The sequence below is a fragment of the Streptomyces sp. CA-142005 genome (genome assembly GCF_050942335.1).
GTDB lineage: Bacteria > Actinomycetota > Actinomycetes > Streptomycetales > Streptomycetaceae > Streptomyces.
This window is the reverse complement of record NZ_CP192078.1, coordinates 7344412-7365634: the sequence shown is the minus strand read 5'-3', so window position 1 is coordinate 7365634 and position 21223 is coordinate 7344412. Positions and strand designations below refer to the sequence as shown.

At 69.2% G+C, this 21223-nt stretch carries 11 protein-coding genes; 2 read left to right on the top strand and 9 right to left on the bottom strand.

Annotated features, from left to right (window positions below; all coding sequences use genetic code 11):
* Positions 1–78: 78 nt before the first annotated feature.
* From dxs to ngcE, 8 genes are all read right to left on the bottom strand, one after another.
* The gene (dxs, locus tag ACQPXS_RS34245) at positions 79–2007 is read right to left on the bottom strand and encodes a 1-deoxy-D-xylulose-5-phosphate synthase (RefSeq protein ID WP_351806230.1); all 1929 of its coding nucleotides are present in this window, start codon (positions 2005–2007) and stop codon (positions 79–81) included.
* A 168-nt stretch (positions 2008–2175) separates the two neighbouring features.
* A complete protein-coding gene (locus tag ACQPXS_RS34240) occupies positions 2176–3468 on the bottom strand; it encodes a sugar ABC transporter permease (protein WP_433453259.1) in 1293 nt (430 codons plus the stop codon).
* Positions 3465–4256 (bottom strand): ATP-binding cassette domain-containing protein, encoded by a 792-nt coding sequence (locus ACQPXS_RS34235; RefSeq protein ID WP_351806226.1) that lies wholly within the window; start codon positions 4254–4256, stop codon positions 3465–3467. The genes ACQPXS_RS34240 and ACQPXS_RS34235 overlap by 4 nt, the downstream gene beginning before the upstream one ends.
* A 186-nt stretch (positions 4257–4442) precedes the next feature.
* Positions 4443–5540, bottom strand: a complete 1098-nt coding sequence (locus ACQPXS_RS34230; RefSeq protein WP_433456067.1) for a substrate-binding domain-containing protein — start codon at positions 5538–5540, stop codon at positions 4443–4445.
* 133 nt (positions 5541–5673) lie between these two features.
* On the bottom strand, positions 5674–6873 hold the full coding sequence (locus ACQPXS_RS34225) for an ROK family transcriptional regulator (protein WP_433456065.1): 1200 nt from the start codon (positions 6871–6873) through the stop codon (positions 5674–5676).
* A gap of 187 nt (positions 6874–7060) precedes the next feature.
* The gene (locus ACQPXS_RS34220; RefSeq protein WP_351806224.1) at positions 7061–7981 is read right to left on the bottom strand and encodes a carbohydrate ABC transporter permease; all 921 of its coding nucleotides are present in this window, start codon (positions 7979–7981) and stop codon (positions 7061–7063) included.
* 15 nt (positions 7982–7996) lie between these two features.
* Complete coding sequence (locus tag ACQPXS_RS34215; RefSeq protein ID WP_356305257.1) at positions 7997–8932, bottom strand: carbohydrate ABC transporter permease; 936 nt, start codon at positions 8930–8932, stop codon at positions 7997–7999.
* Between the two features lie 125 nt (positions 8933–9057).
* The gene (gene ngcE, locus ACQPXS_RS34210; protein ID WP_433453256.1) at positions 9058–10503 is read right to left on the bottom strand and encodes an N-acetylglucosamine/diacetylchitobiose ABC transporter substrate-binding protein; all 1446 of its coding nucleotides are present in this window, start codon (positions 10501–10503) and stop codon (positions 9058–9060) included.
* A 361-nt stretch (positions 10504–10864) separates the two neighbouring features.
* On the opposite strand from ngcE, the gene ACQPXS_RS34205 reads away from it, so the two are divergent.
* Positions 10865–14668, top strand: coding sequence for a GH92 family glycosyl hydrolase (locus ACQPXS_RS34205; RefSeq protein ID WP_433453254.1), 3804 nt, complete (start codon positions 10865–10867; stop codon positions 14666–14668).
* A gap of 58 nt (positions 14669–14726) precedes the next feature.
* On the opposite strand, the gene ACQPXS_RS34200 is transcribed toward ACQPXS_RS34205, so the two are convergent.
* Positions 14727–18035, bottom strand: coding sequence for a GH92 family glycosyl hydrolase (locus ACQPXS_RS34200; protein WP_433453252.1), 3309 nt, complete (start codon positions 18033–18035; stop codon positions 14727–14729).
* Positions 18036–18507: 472 nt separating this feature from the next.
* Here ACQPXS_RS34200 and ACQPXS_RS34195 point away from each other — a divergent pair, with 472 nt between their 5' ends.
* Positions 18508–21177: a SpoIIE family protein phosphatase gene (locus ACQPXS_RS34195; RefSeq protein WP_433453251.1), complete on the top strand. Its 2670-nt coding sequence runs from the start codon at positions 18508–18510 to the stop codon at positions 21175–21177.
* The last annotated feature ends 46 nt before the right edge of the window (positions 21178–21223 follow it).

Here is a 21223-nt window from a genome sequence, read left to right as displayed (position 1 = left end):
GCACAGGCAGGTTCACGCAAACGGGCCGGTTCCGCCACCGCAGGGTGCGGCGTGACCGGCCCGTGAAGGGAACGCTCGTCAGTCGCGCGCGGGCTCCACCGAGTCCACCTCGGCGGCCGTACGGTCGTACCGGCCGTCCAGCTTGGCGACGAGCCCGGTGACCTGGCGGGCGATGTCCGGGGCGGTCAGGCCGATCTCGGCGAGGACCTCGGCGCGGGAGGCGTGGTCGAGGAAGCGCGGCGGGATGCCGAAGTCGCGCAGCGGCACGTCCACGCCGGCGTCGCGCAGGGCCTGGGCGATCGCGGAGCCGACGCCACCGGCCCGGCTGTTGTCCTCGACGGTGACGACGACCCGGTGCCGCTCGGCCAGCGGGGCCATCGCCTCGTCGACGGGCTTGACCCAGCGCGGGTCGACCACGGTGGTGGAGATGCCCTGCTTGTCGAGCAGGCCGGCGATCTCCAGGCACATCGGGGCGAGGGCGCCCACGGAGACGAGCAGCACGTCCGGCCGGTCGGTGCCGGGCTCGCGCAGCACGTCCATGCCGCCGATCCGGCCCACGGCCGGTACGGCGGGCCCGACGGCGCCCTTGGAGAAGCGCACCACGGTCGGCGCGTCGTCCACCGCGACGGCCTCCCGCAGCTGGGCCCGCACCTGCTCGGCGTCGCGCGGGGCGGCCAGCCTGAGCCCCGGCACCACCTGCAGGATCGACATGTCCCACATGCCGTTGTGCGAGGCACCGTCCGTACCGGTGACTCCGGCCCGGTCCAGCACGAACGTCACCCCGCACCGGTGCAGGGCCACGTCCATGAGGACCTGGTCGAAGGCGCGGTTGAGGAAGGTGGCGTAGACGGCGAAGACGGGGTGCACCCCGGCGTACGCGAGGCCCGCCGCGGAGACGGCGCCGTGCTGCTCGGCGATGCCGACGTCGTACACCCGTTCGGGGAAGCGCTTGGCGAACTTGTCGAGACCGACCGGCTGGAGCATGGCGGCCGTGATGGCGACGATGTCCTCGCGCTCCTCGCCGAGCCGGACCATCTCGTCGCCGAAGACGGAGGTCCAGTCGGCGCCCGAGCTGGCGATCGGCAGGCCGGTGTCCGGGTGGATCTTGCCGACGGCGTGGAAGCGGTCCGCCTCGTCCTGCAGGGCGGGCTGGTAGCCGCGGCCCTTCTCGGTGAGGCAGTGCACGATGACCGGCCCGCCGAACCGCTTGGCGCGGGCGAGTGCGGACTCCAGCGCCTCGATGTCGTGGCCGTCGATCGGGCCGACGTACTTCAGGCCCAGGTCCTCGAACATGCCCTGCGGGGCGATGAAGTCCTTGAACCCCTTCTTCGCCCCGTGCAGGGTCTCGTACAGCGGCCGGCCGACGACCGGGGTGCGCTCCAGGAGTTCCTTCGTGCGGGCGAGGAACCGCTCGTAGCCGTCCGTCGTGCGCAGGGTCGCCAGATGGTTGGCGAGGCCGCCGATGGTCGGGGCGTACGACCGCTCGTTGTCGTTGACGACGATGACCAGCGGGCGGTCCTTGGCGTCGGCGATGTTGTTCAGCGCCTCCCAGGCCATGCCGCCGGTGAGCGCCCCGTCGCCGATGACGGCCACGACATGGCTGTCCCGCTTCCTCAGCTGATTGGCCTTGGCGATGCCGTCGGCCCAGCCGAGCACCGTGGAGGCGTGGCTGTTCTCGATGACGTCGTGCTCGGACTCCGCCTGCGAGGGGTAGCCGGACAGGCCCCCCTTCATCTTCAGCCTGGAGAAGTCCTGCCGGCCGGTGAGCAGCTTGTGCACATAGGACTGGTGGCCGGTGTCCCAGAGGACCTTGTCCTTCGGCGAGTCGAAGACGCGGTGCAGGGCGATGGTCAGCTCCACCACGCCGAGGTTGGGGCCGAGGTGGCCGCCGGTCTTGGAGACGGCGTCGACGAGGAAGGTCCGGATCTCCTCTGCCAGCTGGTCCAGCTCCTCCAGGCTGAGCCGGTCCAGATCGCGCGGTCCCCTGATGCGGGTCAGCAGCGGCACCCGTGCCTCCTTGCAGTAGAGCTGATCGAGCTTTCGCCGGGCTCGCCAGAGTCTAATGTTCCGGCTTTGCACGACACGACAGCGCCCGGCACGTTTCAGCGTGCCGGGCACGGTGGGCGCGCCGAAGGGGCGCGGGGCCGCAACCCCACGCCCCTGGGCGGCTAGGCGTTACGCACGCCCCGCGGTCTTCTGCGTCTTGCGCGTCACCGCGTCGATCACGACCGTGGCCAACAGCACACCACCGGTGATCATGTACTGCACCGGCGAGGCGATGCCCTCCAGCGCGAGGCCGTACTGGATCGAGACGATCACCAGCACGCCGAGGAGCGCGTTCCAGGTGCGTCCACGCCCGCCGAACAGCGAGGTGCCACCGATGACCGCCGCGGCGATCGCGTTCATCAGCAGGTCACCGCCGCCGGCGCCCTGGTTGGCGGACGCGATCTTGGAGGCGATGAACAGACCGCCGATCGCGGCGAACGTGCCGGAGATGGCGAACACCGAGATGCGGACCATGTCCACGTTGATACCGGCACGGCGGGACGCCTCGACGCTGCCGCCGAGCGCGAAGACCTTGCGGCCGTAGGAAGTGCGACGCAGCACGAAGTCCGTGATGAACAGCACGGCGACGAAGACCACCACGGCCAGCGGCAGGCCCTTGTACTGGTTGAAGATGATCGCGGCGGCGAAGGCCACGACGGCCAGCAGCGCGGTACGCAGGATGGTCTCGCTCAGCGGGCGGGACGGCACACCAGCGGCCTCGCGGCGCTTGTTGCCGAAGTAGGAGCTGAGGAAGAACAGCACCGTCACCGCGACGGCCAGGCCGTAGGCGGCGGCCACGTCGGAGAAGTAGTAGCTGGTCAGCTTGGCGACCACGCCGTTGTCGTTCAGGTTGATCGTGCCGTTGTCGCCCAGGATCTTGAGCATGAAGCCGTTCCAGAACAGCAGACCGGCCAGGGTGACCGCGAAGGCCGGCACGCCGATCTTCGCGAAGAAGAAGCCCTGCAGCGCGCCCGCGACCGTTCCGGTGAGGATCGACAGCACCAGCGCCAGGATCTCGTTCATGCCGTGGGTGACGTTGAGCACCGCGAAGGTGGCGCCCGCGACACCGGAGAGCGAACCGACCGACAGGTCGATCTCGCCGAGCAGCAGCACGAACACGATACCGACGGCGATCATGCCCGTGCCGACCATGGCGACGGAGATGTCGGAGAGGTTGCCCGCGGTGAGGAAGTTGGAGTTCAGGCTCTGGAAGATGATCCAGATGATCGCCAGACCGACGACGACCGGGATGGAGCCGAGGTCACCGGCCTTCATCTTGCGCTTGAACTCGGTGACGTAGCCGGCGAGGCCCTGCTCGCGCACCAGCAGACGGGGGTCGACGGCGACGTCGGAGCCGCGTGCCGCCTCGGGGTTCTCCACGGGGACGTCCTCGGGGGGCGTGGAGGTCTTGTCGATGCTCACTTCTTGATCTCCCCATTGCTGCGCGCCGCACGACGGGTCACGGCGTTGTCCGTGGCGCCGGTGATGGCGGAGATGATCTCTTCCTGCGAGGTCGACTTGACCTCGAAGACGCCGTTGTTGCGTCCCAGACGCAGGACGGCCACCTTGTCGGCGACGGCCTTGACGTCGGCCATGTTGTGGCTGATGAGGATCACGGCGTGACCGCGCTCCCGCAGCCGCTCGACCAGGTCGAGGACCTGGGCGGTCTGCTCCACGCCGAGCGCGGCGGTCGGCTCGTCGAGGATGACCAGCTTGGGCGCACCGAGCATGGAACGGGCGATCGCCACGACCTGGCGCTGACCGCCGGAGAGGGAGGCGATCGGGATGCGGACGCTGGGGATGCGGATGGAGAGCTGGTCCAGCAGCTCGCGCGAGCGCCGCTCCATCTCGACCTCGTCCAGCACACCGCGGCGGCGGATCTCCCGGCCGAGGAAGAGGTTGCCGACGACATCGATGTTGTCGCACAGCGCGAGGTCCTGGTACACCGTCGCGACGCCCAGGTTCTGGGCGTCGTGCGGCTTGTTGACCTGGACGGCCTTGCCTTCCCATTCGATGACGCCCTCATCGATGGGGTGCACGCCGGCGATCGTCTTGACCAGCGTGGACTTTCCGGCACCGTTGTCGCCCACCAGGGCGACCACCTCACCGGCGTGGACCTCAAGCTCTACGTCGGTGAGCGCCTGAACGGCACCGAACCGCTTGGAGACCCCGCGCAACGCCAGCACGGGCGTAGCGGACACGTGAACCATCTCCTTCGCCGCCTGACCCGGCGGGAGGTTGTGCAGAAGTTTGGGGGGTAGTTCCGTCCGGCGCCCCGCACCGAGCTTGCGGGGCTGTTTGGTTGCGCGGGGCGCCGGAGGAGCTTGTGGGCGCCTTCCTCCCGCTAGGGAAATTCAAGGGTGGATTCCCCTGGTTGGAAAGGCGCGTGCGGCTGATTACTTCAGGCCGATCTTTTCGCAGGCGGCCTTGTACTGCGGGGTGCAGATGTCGGCCAGCGTGTAGACGCCGTCCTTGATGACGGTGTCCTTGATGTTGTCCTTGGTCAGCGCCGTGACCGGCACCAGGACCGAGGGGACCTGCTTGGTGGTCGGGCTGTCGACCTTGTCCTTGGCGACGGAGTCGAGCGACTTGCCCTGGGCGAGGTCCACGGCCATCTCGGCGGCGGCGGCGGCCTCGGGAGCGTACGGCTTGTAGACGCTCATGTACTGGTCGCCGGTGACGATGCGCTGGACACCCGCGAGCTCCGCGTCCTGGCCGGTGACCGGGACCTTGATGCCCGCCTGCTTGAGGGCGGTGATGATACCGCCGGCCATGCCGTCGTTGGCGGAGTAGACGCCGACGATGTTCTTCTTGCCCAGAGCGGAGATGGCGCCCTCCATGTTGGAGTTGGCGTTCTCCGGCTTCCACTCCTTGGTGTCGTACTCCTTGCCGACGTTCACCTTGCCGTCGAGGACCTCGTGGGCGCCCTTCTTGAACTGCGCGGCGTTCGGGTCGGTGGAGGAGCCGTTCATCATGACGATCTTGCCGGACTTGGCCTTGGAGCCCAGGGCCTTCAGCAGGGCCTCGCCCTGGGTCTTGCCGACCGTCTCGTTGTCGAACGAGGTGTACGCGTCGATCGGGCCCTGCGCCAGGCGGTCGTAGGCGACGACCGGGATACCGGCGTCCTTGGCCTTCTGGACCGAGTTCTTGATGGCCGCGGCGTCCACCGCGTCCACGATCAGCACGTCCACCTTGTTGGTGACCATGGTGTCGACCTGCTGGTTCTGCAGGCTGGCGTCCTGCTTGGCGTTGGCGTAGACGATCTGGCCCTTGCCGTTGGTGAGCTCCTTGACCTTCTTCTCGATCAAGGGGCGGTCGAACTTCTCGTAACGGGCGGTCTGGTTCTCCGGCAGGAGCAGACCGACCTTGATGGCGTCGCCCTTCTTGGGGCTGGCGGACTTGGAGGAGCCACCACCGGACTCCTTGGCGCTGCCACAGGCGGCGAGAGAGACGGCCATGGCACCAGCAGCAACGGCGAAGGCCGCACGACGCATACGCGTGTTCACTTCAGAAACCTCCCTGACGAGGCCGCGTCGTTGCGGCCGAGGTGGCTGGAAGTCAACTCGGCCACACGTGCGACGTCAAGAAGTAAATCCTTAACGAGATGGCAACGGTGCCATCCGTTTTCTAAGTGAAGGCAGGAGCCGCCATGGACAGCGACCCGTCCAAAAGGGTCGAATCGCCCATCTCGCTGAGGGCGAGGGCGAGCGCCCCGAGCACCTCGGCGCGACCGCCAAGTGCCCCTGGAAGAACGGACAGTTGACGCGCCGCGCTGGGGATGGCGTAGCGGCCGACGGACTCCCTGATCGGCCCGAGCACCAGCTCACCGGCCTCGGCGAGATCACCGCCGAGCACTACCCGGCTCGGGTTGAGGAGATTGCAGAGATTGGCCACCCCACTGCCGATGTGGCGGCCGACGTCGGCGATCACCCGACGGCAGCCCGGGTCTCCGTCCCTGGCCAGCCGGACGACGCCCTCCATGGTCAGGTCGGGGCCGTGACTGGGCTGGAGCAGCGGGAGGACATAGCGTGCGGCCGCGAACGTCTCCAGGCAGCCGCGGTTGCCGCAGCGGCAGACCGGGCCGGATTCATCGAGTGTAATATGCCCGATTTCTCCGGCCGTTCCGCCCGGCCCCCGGTAGATCTTCCCGTCGATCACCAGACCCGCGCCGACACCGCTCGCGACCTTGATGTACGCGAGGTCGCGGACCCCCTTGCCGGCGCCCCACACCAGCTCGCCGAGGGCGCCCAGGTTGGCGTCGTTGTCCACGTGCACGGGCACGCCGAGCCGCTCGCGCAGCTCCTCGGCGGGCTTGGCGCCGGTCCAGCCCGGCAGGATCGCGGAGGAGCCCAGCGTCCCCGACTCCACGTCGATCGGACCGGGCACGCCGAGCCCCACGCCGGCCACCTTGGACCGGTTGACGCCCGTTGCCGCGATCAGGCGGCTGACCAGCTCCTCCGCCCGGTCGAAGCCCTGCGCGGCGGACGCGTCGACGTCCAGCGGCTCGGCCTCCTCGGCCAGCACCTGGTGGGCGAGGTTCCCGACAGCGACGCGTAGGTGGGTGTGCCCGAAGTCGACGCCGATCACAATCCCGGCGTCCCCGCTCAGACTGACGCTGCGGGCCCTGCGCCCGCCCGCCGACGTGGGCGTGACCTCGACGGTTCCGCCGTTCTTCAGCTCCCGCACGATGTTGGAGACGGTCGCGGCGGACAGACCGGTCGTCCGCGCGATCTCCGCCTGCGTGAGGGACCCGGCCAAGCGTACGGCCCGTACGACCCGCTCCAGGTTGGCTCGGTGCAGCGACGACTGCGACCCTGGAGTCTCCACGACGACCTCCTGAGCGCGGGGCCGCTTCGGCGAGGCCCCGCGTATGTCCAACTAGTGAACTCTAAGCTGAGCCGTTCGGGGTGTCTTCCGTCAAGAGGTTGAACCGTTTCCGGGTACCCGGACGCACGCGTGTACGCCGCCCCGGAAGCCGGAGCGGCGTGCGCACGGACGGTCGCGGAGCGTGCCGCTACTTGAGGGTCGCCGAGGTCAGACCCGCCTGCACCTGGCGCTGGAAGGACAGGTAGACGACCAGCATCGGGATCATCGCGATGGTCACACCCGCGAACAGAACCGGCAGGTCGGAGGCGTATCCCTGCTGCTGTTGCAGCTGGATCAGCCCCTGGGTGAGGACATAGCGCTCGGGGTCGGAGCCGCTCTGCGGCTGCATGAGCACCGTGGGCAGGATGAACTGGTTCCACTGGCCCAGGGTGTTGAAGATCCCCACGCTGATCAGGCCGGGCTTGGCCATCGGCAGCATCACCTGGAAGAAGATCCGGGTGTGCGAGGCGCCGTCCAGGACCGCCGCCTCGAAGACCGCCGTGGGCAGGGTCCGGAAGAAGGCGTGCATGAAGAACACCGTGAACGGCATCGAGTAGGCGATGTAGACCAGGATCAGGCCCTGGTAGGTGTTCAGCATGTCCAGCCGCTTGACCATGAAGAACAGCGGGACGAGGGCCAGGAACACCGGGAACATGGCGCCGGCGACGAAGAAGTAGTACAGCAGCCGGTTGCCCCAGAACTGGTACCGGGCCAGCACATACGCGGCCATCGAGCCGAACAGCATGGTCAGCGGCACGGAGAACACCAGGACGATCACGGTGTTCAGGAAGTAGTCCCCGATGCCCTTGCTCCAGGCGCGGTGGAAGACGTCGAAGGACCAGCTGTGCGGCCAGCCGAAGGCGGAGCCGCCGATCTGCGCGTCGGTCTTGAAGGAGCTCAGCACCAGCCACAGCAGCGGCAGCACGATCAGCAGCGCCCACAGGGCGAGGAAGCCGTGCGAGAAGACGTTCAGTACGACGCCCTCGCCACGGCGGTCGCCGGGCCGGACGGGCACCTTGGCCACGGGCCCCTCGGCCGGAGCGGGGGCGGTCTCCTTGAGTGCGGTCATCGTCGTTACTCCCGCTCAGAACTCGATGCGCTCGCGGCGGGTGGCGCGCAGCGTGACGACGGACAGGATCAGGGTGAGCAGCAGCATGACCACGCCCATCGCGCAGGCGTAGCCGCTCTTGCCGTAGTAGAGGAAGTTGCGCATCATCACGGTCGCCATCACATCGCTGTGATGGTCGGGACCGCCGCCGTACGCGCCCATGCTCTGGGTCATGGAGGACACCAGCACGAACATGTCCATGGCGACGATGCCGAGGTAGACCCAGGCGGTCTGCACGGTGTCCCACAGCAGCGGCAGGGTGATGCGGAAGAAGGACTGGTTGCGGCTCGCGCCGTCGATCAGCGCGGCCTCGTAGATGTCCTTCGGGATCGACTGCATGGCGGCCGAGAACAGCACCAGATAGAAGCCCACGCCCTGCCAGATGACGGCCACCATGAGCGCCCACAGCACCAGGTTGGGCTCGTTCAGCCATTCCACCGGGTTGTCGGCGTCGACCAGGCCGATCTTGATCAGCGCGCCGTTGAGCAGACCGCCGCCGTCGCTGCGGTACACCGCGTTGAACAGCACGGCGAGAATCGCCAGCGACAGCACCTGGGGGAAGAAGTACACGATCTTGTAGAACTTCGACCCCGCGACACCCTGCACTCCGCCGGCCCTGCTGCGTCCGCCCGCGTTCAGCATGAAGGCGAAGAACAGGGCGAGCAGAATCGTGATCACCGGGATGAAGATCAGGAACAGGATGTTGTGCCACACGGCTTCCAGGAACACGTCGTCCTGGAACAGCGCCTTGTAGTTGTCCAGACCGACGAAGCTGAAGGTCTGCGACTGTCCCTTCCAGTCGGTCAGTGAATAGCCGAACGTCTGGATGTACGGCCAGATCACGAAGATCAGATAAAGCGCCACGGGGACGAAGAGAAACCCCGCGACGAACCGGTACTGCCCTTTGCGCATGGCGTTCCTGCCCTTGATGTTCCGGTGAGCGCCAGCACCTCAGGGGTGCGGGGAACTACGCGACCTGGCCACAAAGGACCGGAACCCGCAATTCCATCCGCACCCCTACGGCGCTCAGGCGAATGTCACTCGTGCCGGTTCTTCTTCGACGCCGGGTCCTTCGCCTGCTTGTCCACGGCCGCCTGACACCTCTTCAGCCATTCCTTCGGCTGAATCCGCTTCGCCATGAGCTCATTGGACGCGTTCTGGATCGCCGTGTCCATCTCGCTGTACCACTCGGGATACAGATACCGGAACGTGTTGGAGCCGGCCGCCTTGGACGCCTCCACCGTGGACTGCGTACCGGGCCGCAGCTTCACGCTCGGGTCCACGCCGTCCTGCAGAATCGTCAGGGAGTTGGCCTCCTTGGCGAACAGCGTCGACCACTCCTTGGACAGCATCCGCCGCATGAACTCCTTGGCGCCGGGCAGGTTCGCCGCCTTCGCCGGGATGATGAACGGCTCACCGGAGCCGGCCCGGATCGCCTCGAACGGCATCTTGCTGCCGGACAGCAGCGGCATCGGCAGGAACTTCATGTCGAAGTCCGTCGGCGTCTGCTTCAGCTGCTCGTTCTCCAGCCAGGAGCCGCAGGTGATGAACGCGGCCTTGTACTGGTTCCACCGGGTCTGCGACTCGGTGTGGGTCAGGCCGTTGGTGCCGGGCATCAACAGGCCCTTCTCGACGACCTCGTAGATCGCCTCGACACCCGCCTGGGCCGCCGCGGAGCCGACGAACGCCTTCGGGTCCAGGTTGTCGATCGCCTTGACGGCGTCGATGCCGCCCTTCTTGGCGATCATGTCCATGATGGCGACGTTGATGTAGTAGGGGTACTTGCCCTGGTGGGCGAGGCCGCCGATGCCCTGCTTCTTGGCGTCCTGGCAGATGGCCAGGAAGTCGTCCCAGGTCTTCGGCGGCGTCCAGCCCTTCTCCTTGAAGAGCTTGCCGGAGTACCACAGGCCCCACACCGTGTAGATGTAGTTGAGGGCGACGACCTTGCCCTCCTGGACGCCCGGGTCGAGCGTGCCGGGGATCAGGGTGTCACGGACCTTCTTGCTCGGGTCGTCCACCGAGGGCGCGTCGAGCACCTCGGACAGGTCGAGCAGCGAGCCGTTCTTGTACAGGACGTCGATCTTGATCTGCTGGGCGCCGGAGTCGTCCACGACGTCCGGCGGGTTGCCGGCGTTGAAGCGCGGCTGCAGCTTGCCGGTGATCTCCTGGGTGCCGGTGTGGGTCGAGGTGATGCCGAGCTTCTTGCTGAAGTCGGCCTCCCACGCCTTGGCGTAGTCGTCGCCGTAGCCGCCCTTGAAGACGACGACGTCGAGTTTGCTGCCGCTCTTCGCGCCGAAGGGGTTGTCCTTGGACGCCTTTCCCTTGGTGTTGCCCCCGTCGGAGTTGTCGCCGTCTCCGCCGCCGCTCGCACAGGCGGACAGAAGGCCCATTGCGGGGGTGGCCACCAGGCCCAGCGCGGCCGAACGCTTGATCAGATCGCGGCGGCCGACATCTTCGCCACCGTGGTGCGCAGTGGATCCCATGCTCAAGTCCTCGCCTTCTCCAGGACTCAGGCGGTGAACCGGATCCTCCCCGGCACCGCGGTCGGGTAGTGCTGGGTCGTGCAGAGTAGTGCTGGGTCTTGCTGGAAGTGCCGACAGGTATAGTCCACTTCCCGCCAGCGGAGCAAGATCGAATGCAGGGTTGGCCATGGGTCTTTTCCGAGTTGAGACCTCGCGGAAATATGAGCCCCCTGTGGAGCGCCCGGCGGAAAAACTCGCGGCATAAGTGCCTGAATGCCACACCCAACACCCTTGACACCACGGGCCACTTGACGCCCTACTGGTTCCTGCGTACCGAAGTTGACAACGTTGTCCAGAGCGGTCGCAGGAGGGGAATCCGTAGATGCAGCGGAGAACTCGGCACAGATGGGGCCCGGCGGTCGTCCTCACGGCCGCCTTTGTCATGGCCGTCGGCGCACAGGGCGCGGCGGTCGCCCTGCCCGCCAAGGCTCCGGCAGCCGACCGGGAGTTCGCATCCTCGTTCGAGACGGGCGATCCGGCGCCGGACTGGCTCAACACCGTCGACACCGCACCGGACGGCACCAAGCGCGCCTCGGGGGTCGACGGCGGCTACAGCACCGGCATACCGGGCAATGTGAACGACCATGTCACCGAGGTCCGGGCGAGCGGCGAGAACACGGGCGCGGGCGAGGTCAAGGAGAACCTGGCCGACGGCGAGCCCGGCACCAAGTGGCTGACCTTCGAGCCCACCGGCTGGGTGGAGTTCGACCTCGACAAGCCCGTCAAGCTGGTGACGTACGCGCTCACCTCCGCCAACGACTACGCCGAACGCGACCCGAGGGACTGGACGCTGCTCGGCTCCCCCGACGGCAAGGACTGGAAGACGGTCGACACCCGCGCGGGCGAGACCTTCTCCGAGCGGTTCCAGACCAAGTCCTACGACCTGGCCGAGCCCGCCGAGTACCAGCACTTCCGGCTGGAGATCACGAAGAACTCCGGCGCCGACATCCTGCAGCTCGCCGATGTGCAGTTCTCCACGGGTGGCGGGGGCGGCCCGGTGCCGCAGGACATGCTGACGCTGGTCGACAAGGGCCCGACCGCCTCGCCGACGGCCAAGGCACGGGTCGGGTTCACCGGGAAGCGGGCGCTGCGCTACGCCGGGCGGCACACGGCGGGCGGCCGGGCGTACTCGTACAACAAGGTCTTCGACGTGAACGTGAAGGTCGGCGGCGACACCCAGCTCTCCTACCGGATCTTCCCGCAGATGGCCGACGGCGACCGGGACTACGACGCCACGAACGTCTCCCTCGACCTGGCCTTCACCGACGGCACGTATCTGAGCGGTCTGGGCGCGCTGGACCAGCACGGGTTCCCGCTGTCGCCGCGCGGGCAGGGCGAATCCAAGTCGCTCTACGTGAACCAGTGGAACAACGTTGTCGCACGGATCGGTTCGGTGGCGGCCGGCAGGACGGTCGACCGGATCCTGGTGGCGTACGACTCCCCCGCGGGGCCGGCGAAGTTCCGGGGCTGGATCGACGACGTGGCGATCAGGCCCGTACCGCCCGAGGAGCCGAAGGCGCATCTGTCGGACTACGCGCTGACGACGCGCGGCACCAACTCCAGCGGCAGCTTCTCGCGCGGCAACAACTTCCCGGCGACCGCCCTTCCGCACGGTTTCAACTTCTGGACGCCGGTGACCAACGCCTCGTCGCTGAGCTGGCTTTACGAGTACGCACGGGCGAACAACGACGACAACCTGCCCACGATCCAGGCGTTCAGCGCGAGCCACGAGCCGAGCCCGTGGATGGGTGACCGGCAGACCTTCCAGCTGATGCCGTCGGCGGCGGCCGGCACCCCGGACACCGGCCGCGAGGCACGCGAGCTGCCCTTCCGGCACGAGAACGAGACCGCGCGGCCGTATTACTACGGGGTCCGTTTCGAGAACGGTCTCAAGGCGGAGATGACGCCCACCGACCACGCCGCGATGCTGCGCTTCACCTACCCCGGCGACGACGCGAGCGTGCTGTTCGACAACGTCACCGAGCAGGCGGGCCTGACGCTCGACAAGGAGCACGGGATCGTCACCGGTTACTCGGACGTGAAGTCGGGCCTGTCGACCGGCGCGACCCGCCTGTTCGTGTACGGCGAGTTCGACAAGCCGGTGACGGACGGCGGATCGAGCGGGGTGAAGGGCTACCTGCGGTTCGACGCGGGCGCCGACCACACCGTCACCCTGCGCCTGGCGACCTCGCTGATCGGCGTCGACCAGGCGAAGGACAACCTGCGCCAGGAGATCCCGGACGGCGCCTCCTTCGACACGGTCGAGCAGCAGGCCCGGCAGACGTGGGACAGGCTGCTCGGCAAGGTCGAGGTGGAGGGCGCGACCCCGGAGCAGCTGACCACGCTGTACTCCGGCATGTACCGGCTGTACCTGTACCCGAACTCGGGCTTCGAGAAGGTCGGCGGCAAGGACCAGTACGCCTCCCCCTTCTCCCCGATGCCGAGCCAGGACACCCCGACCCACACCGGGGCGAAGATCGTCGACGGCAAGGTGTACGTCAACAACGGTTTCTGGGACACCTACCGGACCACGTGGCCGGCGTACTCCCTCCTCACCCCGTCCCAGGCGGGCGAGATGGTCGACGGGTTCGTGCAGCAGTACAAGGACGGCGGCTGGACCTCGCGCTGGTCCTCGCCGGGTTACGCCGACCTGATGACCGGCACCTCCTCGGACGTGGCGTTCGCGGACGCGTACGTCAAGGGCGTGAAGTTCGACGCGAAGGCCGCCTACGACGCGGCCCTGAAGAACGCGACCGTCGTGCCGCCGATGTCGGGCGTGGGCCGCAAGGGCATGAGCACCTCGCAGTTCCTCGGCTACACCAGCACCGCCACCGCCGAGGGCCTGTCCTGGGCGATGGAGGGGTACGTCAACGACTACGGCATCGCCAAGATGGGCGAGGCCCTGTACAAGAAGACGGGCGAGAAGCACTACAAGGAGGAGTCCGAGTACTTCCTCAACCGCGCCCGGGACTATGTGAACCTGTTCGACTCCAAGGCGGGCGGCTTCTTCCAGGGCCGTGACGCCAAGGGCGACTGGCGGATCGACTCCGCGAAGTACGACCCGCGCGTCTGGGGCTACGACTACACGGAGACGAACGGCTGGGGGTACGCCTTCAGCGTCCCGCAGGACAGCCGGGGCCTGGCCAACCTCTACGGCGGCCGGCAGGCTCTCGCCGACAAGCTGGACGCGTTCTTCTCCACCCCGGAGACCGCCTCCCCTGACTACGTCGGCTCCTACGGCGGTGTCATCCACGAGATGACCGAGGCACGGGACGTGCGGATGGGCATGCTCGGGCAGTCCAACCAGGTCGCCCACCACGTGTCGTACATGTACGACGCGGCCGGCGAGCCCTGGAAGACGCAGGCGACGGTCCGGGAGATCCTCTCCCGGCTCTACACCGGCAGCGAGATCGGGCAGGGCTACCACGGCGACGAGGACAACGGCGAGCAGTCGGGCTGGTACCTGTTCTCCGCGCTCGGCTTCTATCCGCTGGTCATGGGCAGCGGCGAGTACGCCATCGGCTCCCCGCTGTTCAAGAAGGTCACCGTGCACCTGGAGAACGGCCGCGACCTGGTGGTCAAGGCGCCCGCCAACAGCGCAAGGAACGTCTACATCCAGGGCGTGACGTTCAACGGCCGCCCCTGGACGTCGACTTCGCTGCCCCACTCGCTGCTGTCCAAGGGCGGGGTGCTGGAGTTCTCCATGGGCGCCAAGCCGTCCGTGTGGGGCACGGGCAAGAACGCGGCCCCGGCCTCCGTCACCCAGGACGACAAGGTGCCGGCGCCCCGCTCGGACGTCCTGAAGGGTGACGGCGCGCTGTTCGACGACACCTCGGCGACGGACGCCACGGTCACCTCGGTGGATCTGCCGGTGGACGGGGCCGTGAGGCCCGTCCAGTACACGCTGACCTCCTCGGCGGACCACACCAGGGCGCCGACCGGCTGGACCCTGCAGGGCTCCACGGACGGCACCACCTGGCAGACCCTGGACCACCGCTCCGGCGAGTCGTTCACCTGGGACCGCCAGACCAGGGCGTTCACCATCGCCGCGCCGGGCACGTACACGAAGTACCGGCTGGTCCTGGACGGCGAGTCCACGCTGGCGGAGGTGGAGCTGCTGGCCTGACCCGGACACGGGAAAGGGGGCGGGCCCGTTCGGGTCCGCCCCCTTGTCGTGCGGTCGGTCAGCCGGTGGCCAGGGTGAACACGTGCAGGTCGCCGTTCTGCGGGAGCCGCACGCTCGCGATGGTCCTCCCGTCCGGCGCGGTGAAGGGCCGGGTGGCGAAGACGTAGGTCGCCACCGGGTCCTTGTCGGCGCCCGCGACATTGCGGTACGGGGTCCTGGCGACGACCTCGTTGCCGTACTGGACGCCGCCGCCTCCGCCGCCGACGGTCCAGTCGGTGAAGGAGAGGTCGACGGTGTCGGTGGTGCCGTCGGTGTAGGTGACGGTCGCCCTGGTCTGCTGGTTGCCGTTGACCGCGCTCCCGATGAAGGACAACTTGCTTGCCGGGGTGTCGAGTTGGATGGTCCGGCCGGATCCCGAGGCGTTGTCCGGGCGGCCGTCCGGTGAGCCCGGCCAGGTGAAGGCGAGGCCGTCGACCGTGCCCTGCCCGCCCGCCGTCAGGCCGGCCGCCGCGAGGGCCTGGCGGGAGTAGCTCCAGCCGCCGCCGTCGTAGTCGGCCTCGTCGTGGTCGCCCGTGTCGTCGGAGATGCCGGTGTTGTCGTAGGCGGCGAGGAGGGTGCCGGGCGCGGCCACGGTGAGGGCGACCGGCTGCCGGTAGGAGATGTCGCCCGAGGTCACCGTGATCTTGACGTCGGCGAAGCCCTGTGCGGCGTCCTTCGCGGCGGTGAGGGTGATCACCTGGACGCCGTCGGTGACCGTGCCCTCGGCGGGCGCGGCCGTGACGCCGGCCGGGGTGTCCACCCGGAAGCGCACCTCGGGACCGGTGCCGCCGTTCAGGGACAGCGCGCGGACGACGGTCTTCGCGCTGTCACCGGGGGCGAGCGTGGCGGCGGTGGGGCCGACGCCGATCTGGTACGGCTGCTCGCCCTCGCGGAAGGACGGCGGGGCGGAGACCGGGTCACTGCCCCAGGTCCGGTTCGGGGTGCGGGAGAGGGTGTAGTCCAGGGTTCCGCCGTCCCGGACGAAGGACGCGGGCAGCCACGGGCGGTCGCTGCTGCGGCCGTCGACCTTCAGGGACTGGACGTACGGCGCGTCGGGCGCCGCTCCGGTCGCGCGGATGGAGATGTCGTTGCCCTGCGGCCTGCCGATCTCCACGCGTTCGAACAGCGGTGAGGCGAGGACCAGTTCGGCACGGGAGGGCACCTGTGGATACATGCCGAGGGCCGAGAAGACGTACCACGCCGACATCGCGCCGAGGTCGTCGTTGCCCGGGATGCCGCCGGGCGCGGTCGACCACAGCTGCCGCATGGCGGCCCGTACGGTCTCCTGTGCCTTGTACGGGGCGCCCGCGTAGTCGTACAGGTAGGGGACGTTGATCGACGGCTCGTTGTCCAGCTCGGACTTGGTGCCGCCGTGGCCGGTGAGGGCCCAGCCGCCGTCGGTGTCGTGGAAGAAGTCGTCGAGCCGGGCGAGCGCCCTGTTCCGGCCGCCGAGCGCGGCGAACAGGCCCGCCGGGTCGTGCGGGACCATCCAGGTGTACTGGGCGGCCGTGCCCTCCACGAAGCCGTTGCCGGTGTCCGGGGCGAAGCCGGTGACCCAGCTGCCGTCGGCCTTGCGGTTGGCGATGTAGCCGCCATGGGGGTCCCCCCGGTCGAGCGGATTCGAGACTGGGGGAGGGTCGGCGGCGATGTCGAAGGTGTTCTGCCACCACTGGGCCCGGCGCTGGAAGGCGGCGGAGGTGTCCTTCTCCCCTGCCGCGGCGGCGAGCTGGGAGATCGAGAAGTCCGCCGTGGACATCTCCAGGGTCTCGGCGGCGCCGCCCCAGGCGTTGGAGACGCTCGGCATGTAGTGCAGGTCGAGGTACCTGTCCAGCGAGGGGCGCTGGCCGACGGACAGCACCGGTCTGCCCGCCGCGGACAGGTCCTGCGCGGTCGGGACGGTGGCCGCCCGGGCCAGCGAGTGCAGCGCGCCGCGCAGGTCGAAGCCGGTGCCGCCGAAGGCGCGGATGCCGGCCAGGGCGGTCGGCGAAGGGTCGCCGTTCATGACATGGGTGCCGCTCGCGCCGTGCAGCCAGCGGTCCCAGGTGCCGCCGTTCTGCCGGGCCAGCTCGTACAGCGACTGGGCGATGTCGGAGCCGGTGCGCGGGTCGAGCAGGGTGAGCAGCTGCACCTGGTCGCGGTAGACGTCCCAGCCGGAGAAGGTGCCGTACTGGGCCCGATGGCCGTGGGCCACCGGGTGCACCTCACCGTCGCTGCCGCGGTACCGGCCGTCGGCGTCGCTGATGACGTTGGGGTGCAGCAGCGCGTGGTACAGCGCGGTGTAGAAGGTGGTGCGGTCGGCGTCCGTGCCGCCGCCGACGCGGATCGCGCCGAGCCGCTCGCGCCAGGCCCGGCGGGCCGCGCCCTCGACCGCGGCGAAGGAGCGGCCGGGCGGGTTCTCGGCGGCGAGGTTGGCCTCGGCGGCCTCACGGCCGACGTAGGAGATGCCGACCTTGACGTTCACCGGTCCGGTGCCGGGCGCGAACTCGACGTATCCGCCGGCGCCCTTGCCCGCGACGGGCCGCCCGCCGTGCGTGAAGCCGCCGGTGCCGCCGGAGGCGGTGCGGGAGCCGGGGTTCAGCTTGTCGTCCTGCCAGGTGCCCGTGCTCCGGAAGGCGCGGTCGAAGCGGGCGGTGAAGTACAGGGTGTAGTAGGCGCGCTGTCCTTCCGGATCGAGGTAGCCGCAGAAGTCGCCGGAGGTGACGGAACCGGAGATCGTCCGGCTCCCGGGGTCGATGGTGACGGTGGAGTCCTGCGAGCCGAGCTCGGAGTTGGCGGTGCGCACCAGCAGTGAGGCCGGCTTGCCGGCCGGGAAGGTGAAGCGGGCCGAGCCGGTGCGTGCGGTGGCGGTGAGGTCGGCGGTGACCCCGGAGGCGAGGCCGACCTTGTAGTGGCCGGGCTCGGCGGTCTCGTCGGCGTGGGCGAAGTCGGAGGCGTAGACGGCGTCCCTGGTGTCGCTCGCCGGGGAGGAGGTGACCTCGCCGGTGTAGGGGAAGAAGGGGATGTCGCCGCTGCCGCCGGCGCAGCCGGTGCCGGACATGTGGGTGAGGCTGAAGCCCCGGATGCGGGTGGCGTCGTACTGGTAGCCGCCGGGGGCGGCGGTTCTGGTGGCGTCCCCTCCGGTGTTCTCGGGGCTCCAGGAGAGCATGCCGAAGGGCACGACGGCGCCCGGGAAGACATCGCCGCCGTTCCGGGTGCCGATCAGGGGGCCGACGTACGCGGTGGGATCCTCGACGAGGCCGGGAGGTGCGGTGGTCGCCGCGAGGGCGGGGGTGACGGCGCCGGTGGTGAGAAGCGCGGCGAGAAACAGGGACACGGGGCGGAAACGCATGACGCGGCCCCTCCTCCTTACGGACGGGTCGCGCACCACAGGTCGCACAAGCCGCAGGGACACTAACGCGGCCCAGCGGTACCACGGAAGACCGCGTACGCCCCGGTAGGCACACGCCGGGGACCACCCGGACGGGCTACCCCAAGTGGGTTGACATCGTTGTCGGTTGAGGCGGTAGAGTCATGTACAGACCATAGACAACGTTGTCGCGCGCTCAGCGCGCCTCACAGGCCAGCACCATCCGGGCGGGTTTCCCGCACTCCCCTCACCCGCCCGGCTCGCGGACCCGGTGGACCTGAACACCGGGTCCGCCCAGAGCGGTTCGCGGCGCGCGCGCCGGATTCTCGAACTGATCTCCGGCCCCGCCCTCACGCTCGCAACCAGGGACGATGCACGTCGATCGGGACGGAGCGGACGTCCAGCTCGTGGACGAGGCATAGCCACGGGGTGAACCCGGTGCTACAAAGGCCGCATGTCGGACATCAGTGACCGACTCAGGCGTCACTCCTGGCGGTCTGTGATCGGCAAAAGCCCGAGGAGCGTCGCCGGGCAGGTCTTCGTCCTGCAGGTGGCGCTGGTCGCGGCACTCGTGCTCAGCGCCGTACTCGCCCTGGTCCTGCAGTCGGAACGGGACACCGGCACCGAGGCCCGGCGGCGGTCCATCGCCGTCGCCCAGACCTTCGCGCACTCCCCCGGCGTCCTGCAGGCGCTGAGTAAGCCCAACCCGTCCAAGATCCTGCAGCCGCTCACCGAGGCGGGGCGCAAGTCCGCCGGTGTCGACTTCATCGTCGTCATGGACACCCACGGCATCCGTTACACCCACCCGATTCCCAGCAAGATCGGAAAGCGGTTCGTGGGCCGGATCGGCCCGTCGCTGGCCGGCAAGGTCTACACGGAGAGCGTGCACGGCCCGCTGGGCCACGAGGAACAGGCGACCGTGCCGATCGACGACACCCACGGCAAGGTGGTCGCTCTCGTCTCCGCCGGGATGAAGGTCAAGAACGTCACCCACGAGGTCAACCGGCAGCTGCCGCTCATCCTGGCCGCCGGGGCCGCGGCGCTGGTGGTGTCGACCGGGGGCACGGCACTGGTGGGCAGGCGGCTGCGACGGCAGACCCACAGCCTGGCCCCGGACGAGATGACCCGCATGTACGAGCACCACGACACGGTGCTGCACTCGGTGCGGGAGGGAGTGCTCATCGTCGGCGCCGACGGGCGGCTGCTGCTGATCAACGACGAGGCCAGACGGCTGCTGGAGCTGCCCGCCGAGGCCGAGGGAGCACACGTGGCCGGGCTCGCGGGCCTCGATCCCGACTTCGTGGACCTCCTACTGTCCGGGCGCGAGGCCACCGACGAGGTGCTGTTCGCCGGGGACCGGCTGCTGGCGGTCAACATCCGGCCCACCGACCGGGCCGGATGCCCCAGCGGCACCGTGGTGACCCTCCGCGACACCACCGAGCTGCAGGCGCTGTCCGGACGGGCGGAGGTCGCCAAGGAGCGGCTCAAACTGCTGTACGACGCCGGTCTGGGCGTGGGCACCACCCTGGACGTGGAGCGCACCGGGAGCGAGCTGGCGCGGGTCGCCGTGCCGCGCTTCGCCGACTACGTCACCGTGGACCTGGCCGACGCCGTGCTGCACGGCGAGGAGCCGGCCGCCACCGCCACGGACATGCGGCGCATCGCCGTCCACGGCGTCCGGGACGACCACCCGCTCTACGAGAAGGACCGGCTGATCGACTTCCTGCCGTTCACACCCCAGGCCCGGGGGTACGGCAGCGGCCGCTCGGAGCTGGTGACCGACCTGTCCACCGCCGACGACTGGCAGGCCCAGGATCCGCAGCGCACCAGGGAGATCCTCGACTACGGCATCCAGTCCCTCATCGTCGCCCCGATCCGGGCCCGCGGTGTCGTGCTGGGCATGGCGAACTTCTACCGGGCCAAGCGGGACCCCTTCGACCAGGAGGACCTGTCGCTGGCGGAGGAGCTGGTGGCGCGCGCCGCCGTGAGCATCGACAACGCCCGCCGCTACGCCCGTGAGCACGCGCTGGCGGTCACCCTGCAGCGCAGCCTGCTGCCGCGGGCTCTGCCCGAGCAGAGCGCCCTCGACGTCGGATACCGCTATCTGCCCGCGCAGTCGGGGGTGAGCGGGGACTGGTTCGACGTGATCCCGCTGCCGGGCAGCCGGGTGGCGCTCGTCGTCGGTGACGTGGTCGGCCACGGCCTGCACGCGGCCGCCACCATGGGACGGCTGCGCACCGCGGTCCACAACTTCTCCACCCTCGACCTGCCGCCCGACGAGCTGCTGGGCCACCTGGACGACCTGGTCGGCCGCATCGACCAGGACGAGGCCGACGCGGAGGCGGCCGGGGAGATCGCGGGTGCCACGTGTCTGTACGCGATCTACGACCCGGTGACGCGCCGCTGCACCATGGCGCGGGCGGGGCACCTGGCGCCGGCACTGGTCCACCCCGACGGCAGCGTCACCTTCGCCGACGTGCCGGCCGGGCCTCCGCTCGGCATCGGGGGCATGCCGTTCCAAACGGCGGAGTTCGAGCTGGCCGAGGGCACCGAGCTCGTGCTGTACACCGACGGTCTCATCGAGGACCGCGCCCGGGACCTGGACGTCGGCATGGAGCTGCTGGGGCAGGCGCTGGCCGGCCATCCCGGCCGGACACCGGACGCCAGCTGCCAGGCGGTGCTGGACGAGCTGCTGCCCGGGCGGCCCACGGACGACGTCGCGCTGCTCGTCGCGCGCACCCATACGCTGACGCCCGGCCAGGTCGCCGAGTGGGACGTGCCCGCCGATCCGGCGGCCGTGTCGGACATGCGCCTGGCCGTCTCCGCGAAACTGGACGAGTGGGGCCTGGCCGAGCTGGGCTTCGCCACGGAACTCGTGCTCAGCGAGCTGATCACCAACGCCATCCGCTACGGCGGCGCCCCGATCCGGGTGCGGCTGATCCGTGACCGCACCCTGATCTGCGAGGTGGCCGACGGAAGCAACACCTCGCCGCATCTGCGCTACGCGGCGACCACCGACGAGGGCGGCCGGGGACTGTTCCTGGTGTCGCAGATGACCGAGCGCTGGGGCGTCCGGTACAGCCCTCAGGGCAAGGTGATCTGGGCGGAGCAGGCGCTGCCGTAGGGCGCGGCCGGGCGGGGTCATGGCCGCGGCATCGACGCGGACCGGT